Here is a 3,564-nt window from a genome sequence, read left to right as displayed (position 1 = left end):
GGTTCACCTGGGCCGCGCGGCATTTTTTTTGCCAGGTCAGTTCGTTACCGGCGGCTGCGCCGAGCGAACAAAAAATGAACTCTTATATAGGTCACAAATATGACACTGGCGTGAATTTTGCGCATTGACGTTGCCTTCTTTTCGCGGTATTCGTAACCCGTGGCTGCACAATTTGCGACCACTGTTTTCTTTTCCACCAGATCAAAGAATGAGGGAAACGAGGCATGAAGAGACAAAAACGAGATCGCCTGGAACGGGCACACCAACGCGGATATCAGGCGGGTATCGCGGGAAGATCGAAAGAAATGTGTCCATACCAGAGCCTGAATCAACGCTCATGGTGGCTGGGAGGCTGGCGAGAAGCCATGGAGGACAGGGTACTAACGGCCTGACACTGTCTCTTTAAAAAAGAAGCCTCCGCATAGCGGGGGCTTCGCCTTTTAATCGCTACTGAATGTTATCAGAAAGCGGAAGTATCCTGGAACAGACCCACTTTCAGATCGTTCGCGGTGTAGATCAGACGATCGTCAACCAGCACTTCACCATCCGCAAGTCCCATAATCAGACGACGGTTAACAATGCGCTTGAAGTGGATGCGGTAGGTGACTTTTTTCGCGGTCGGCAGAACCTGACCGGTGAATTTCACTTCGCCAACGCCCAGCGCGCGGCCTTTGCCTTCGCCGCCCAGCCAGCCAAGATAGAACCCGACCAGCTGCCACATAGCATCCAGGCCCAGGCAGCCCGGCATCACCGGATCGCCGATAAAGTGGCAACCGAAGAACCACAGGTCAGGATTGATGTCGAGTTCTGCCTCAACATAACCTTTATCGTAGTTACCACCGGTTTCGGTCATTTTGATGACGCGGTCCATCATCAGCATGTTTGGTGCCGGTAACTGCGGGCCTTTCGCGCCGAACAGTTCACCACGACCAGAGGCAAGAAGATCTTCTTTTGTATAGGATTCGCGTTTATCTACCATGTTTTCAGTAAGCCTTATTTTAAGTTCGGGACGCAGGATAGCTAACACGTGTAAGCTGAACAAGTCCGATCAGTTAGAACTTGTCCCACCTAACCAGCGTAGCGGCCACGGAAAACGATGGCGAGTCTCTTGCTGGGTCGCCTGCGCTATCCGCTCCTGAATGGTTTGTCGCAGCGTCTGTCCTTCACCGTCCCACATCAGCTGGGTCAACATCGGCAGCGCTTCGGTAATATCGTCAATGGCCCAGATAGCAAACTGGTTGTCGGCAACGGCCTGACGTAGCTCGTGGCTCAGGCTGAGATGACGAACGTTGGCGGCAGGGATAATCACTCCCTGTTTGCCGGTTAAACCGCGCTGCTGACAGATAGTGAAGAAGCCTTCAATTTTCTCGTTCAGGCCGCCGACCGGCTGCACGCGACCAAACTGGTCGACGGAGCCGGTGATCGCGATGCTCTGATTTATCGGTACGTTGGCCAGGGCGCTGATTAAGGCGCAGAGTTCCGCCATGGAGGCGCTGTCGCCATCCACTTCACTGTAGGACTGCTCAAAGGTCAGCGAAGCAGTGAAGGGAAGCTGCTGCTCCAGCTCCAGCTCGGACATCAGAAAAGCCTGCATGATCATCATGCCTTTCGCATGAATGTTACCGCCCAGCTCGGCTTTACGTTCGACGTCGATAAATTCGCCATCGCCAATGTGCACGACGCAGCTGATGCGTGAAGGTTCACCGAACGCGCGTGGATGACCGGGGAATTCGATCACCGACAGGGCGTTGATCTGCCCGACGCATTCGCCTTCGGTTTCAATCAGGATCTGTTCCTGCAGGATTTCATCCTGCATACGCTCCGCCAGGTAGCCTTCACGCCATACCCGGCGCGCCAGCATGGTCTGCATCGCTTCGCCGGTAATCTCCTCGCCTTCGCAGAAGGCGGCGGCTTCCCGCAGCTGGCGGGTTATCCATAGCGGACTGAGCGGCAGGGTCTCCTGATCGCCGGTATAGCGCGTTCCCTCATCGATCAGCAGAGGCCAGGCATCGGCTGCCGGGCCCGGCAGCTCCAGCTGCTGCGCATTCTGCCATACCCACTGGCACCAGGCCTTTAGCGTGTCGGCGTCAGCAAACTGCAGAGTGTCTTCATACTCGCTATAGATCGCCTGCGCAGCCAGCTCCGGCTCCATTTCCTGGAAATCGGCCAGCGATTCGCGTTCGCCCACCAGGATGATTTTCAGACTCAGCGGCATAGAGGGAATGCTGACCGGCAGCGGACGCGATTCATCCATAGAAAGCCAGTCAAAGCGCTGACGAGTCACCATATTTTTCAGACGCACCCACAGCAGCGGTTGCGCCAGCAGTGTACGTAGCGAAAGCACAAGCACGCCGCCGTTGGCCTGATGGACCAGCCCAGGCTGGAGGGTGATTGCACCGTTAAACTGGCGTACGCAGCCAAACAGCTGTTCCGCTTCTACCCAATCGGCCATCACGACCGGGGCAGTGCTGGCGAAATTATCCTCAGCGCCCTGCGCCGGTGCGAGCGTCACCTGAGCGTCGGTTACCTCATAGCGGACGCCGTAAAGCGGTGCGGCAGGCTCGTGCAGAGTCCGGGTTTCAGCCGCCAGCCATTGCAGATATTCCGGCTCTTCAGGGGCTTTCACTAGCATGAAGGAGGAGACTGCCGGCGTGTACAGCAGCTGCTCAAGCCCATAGAACAAACGCGGCTGCAGATCGCCCGAGAGGGAGGGGGCCGGATGGGAAAGTTCAGCTTGAGCAAACAGCGCCTGGTAAGCTTCCAGATCAGGCGCAAGGTCGGTTCGGGTCAGTTTCGTAATGGTCAAAGTCGCTGTTTTTTAGTTAGATGTAAAGCGCGCAATTATACCTGATGCCGCGACCGAGCACACGGAGGATTATGGTTACCCTGATGATTACCCGGTCGCAGACTTCACGAATAATGATTTATATTCAGCACATCAGAAAAAAACTGATATCCTGAAATGAGTTACACGGTCACATTGAGATCGCAATGAAATATCAACAACTGGAAAATCTTGAAAGCGGCTGGAAATGGAAATATCTGGTAAAGAAGCACCGGGAAGGTGAGCTGATTACCCGCTACATTGAGGCCAGCGCTGCGCAAGCTGCGGTAGATGACTTGCTGACGCTCGAGAATGAACCTGTGCTGGTGCATGCCTGGATTGAGCAGCATATGAATCCGGCGCTGATGAACCGCATGAAGCAGACTATCCGCGCGCGACGGAAACGCCATTTTAACGCTGAGCATCAGCATACGCGTAAGAAGTCTATCGACCTTGAGTTTGTCGTTTGGCAGCGTCTTGCTGGCCTGGCGCAGCGGCGGGGCAAAACCTTGTCTGAAACCATCGTCCAGCTGATTGAAGATGCCGAGCACAAAGAGAAATATGCCAGCAAAATGTCGAGCCTGAAGCACGATCTGCAGGTACTGTTAGGGAAAGAATAGCCAGGTAGGATCGTCGACCCGCCTGCTGGTGGTTGCCCTGGCCGGGGGCTGCTTCACAGCTCTCAGCCGCTGAAGTGGGCGAGAGGGCATAAAAAAAAAAACCCCCCCCCGGGGGGGTTT

The 3,564-nt window shown here is 55.2% G+C and carries 4 protein-coding genes; 2 read left to right on the top strand and 2 right to left on the bottom strand.

Annotation, left to right across the window (positions count from 1 at the left end; all coding sequences use genetic code 11):
- Positions 1–224: 224 nt before the first annotated feature.
- Positions 225–392: a ribosome modulation factor gene (gene rmf / locus HMPREF9538_RS0128175; RefSeq protein ID WP_002898396.1), complete on the top strand. Its 168-nt coding sequence runs from the start codon at positions 225–227 to the stop codon at positions 390–392.
- A 68-nt stretch (positions 393–460) separates the two neighbouring features.
- Here the strand turns inward: rmf and fabA are convergent, their stop codons facing one another.
- Positions 461–979, bottom strand: a complete 519-nt coding sequence (gene fabA / locus HMPREF9538_RS07590; RefSeq protein WP_002898398.1) for a bifunctional 3-hydroxydecanoyl-ACP dehydratase/trans-2-decenoyl-ACP isomerase — start codon at positions 977–979, stop codon at positions 461–463.
- A 69-nt stretch (positions 980–1,048) separates the two neighbouring features.
- The gene (locus tag HMPREF9538_RS07595) at positions 1,049–2,806 is read right to left on the bottom strand and encodes an AAA family ATPase (RefSeq protein WP_004147851.1); all 1,758 of its coding nucleotides are present in this window, start codon (positions 2,804–2,806) and stop codon (positions 1,049–1,051) included.
- 185 nt (positions 2,807–2,991) lie between these two features.
- On the opposite strand from HMPREF9538_RS07595, the gene matP reads away from it, so the two are divergent.
- Positions 2,992–3,444, top strand: a complete 453-nt coding sequence (gene matP / locus HMPREF9538_RS07600) for a macrodomain Ter protein MatP (protein WP_002898404.1) — start codon at positions 2,992–2,994, stop codon at positions 3,442–3,444.
- Positions 3,445–3,564 lie beyond the last annotated feature (120 nt).

Origin of the sequence: Klebsiella sp. MS 92-3, assembly GCF_000195655.1 — a bacterium.
GTDB lineage: Bacteria > Pseudomonadota > Gammaproteobacteria > Enterobacterales > Enterobacteriaceae > Klebsiella > Klebsiella pneumoniae.
The sequence above is the reverse complement of the archived record's forward strand: the minus strand, read 5'-3'. Positions and strand labels throughout refer to the sequence as shown.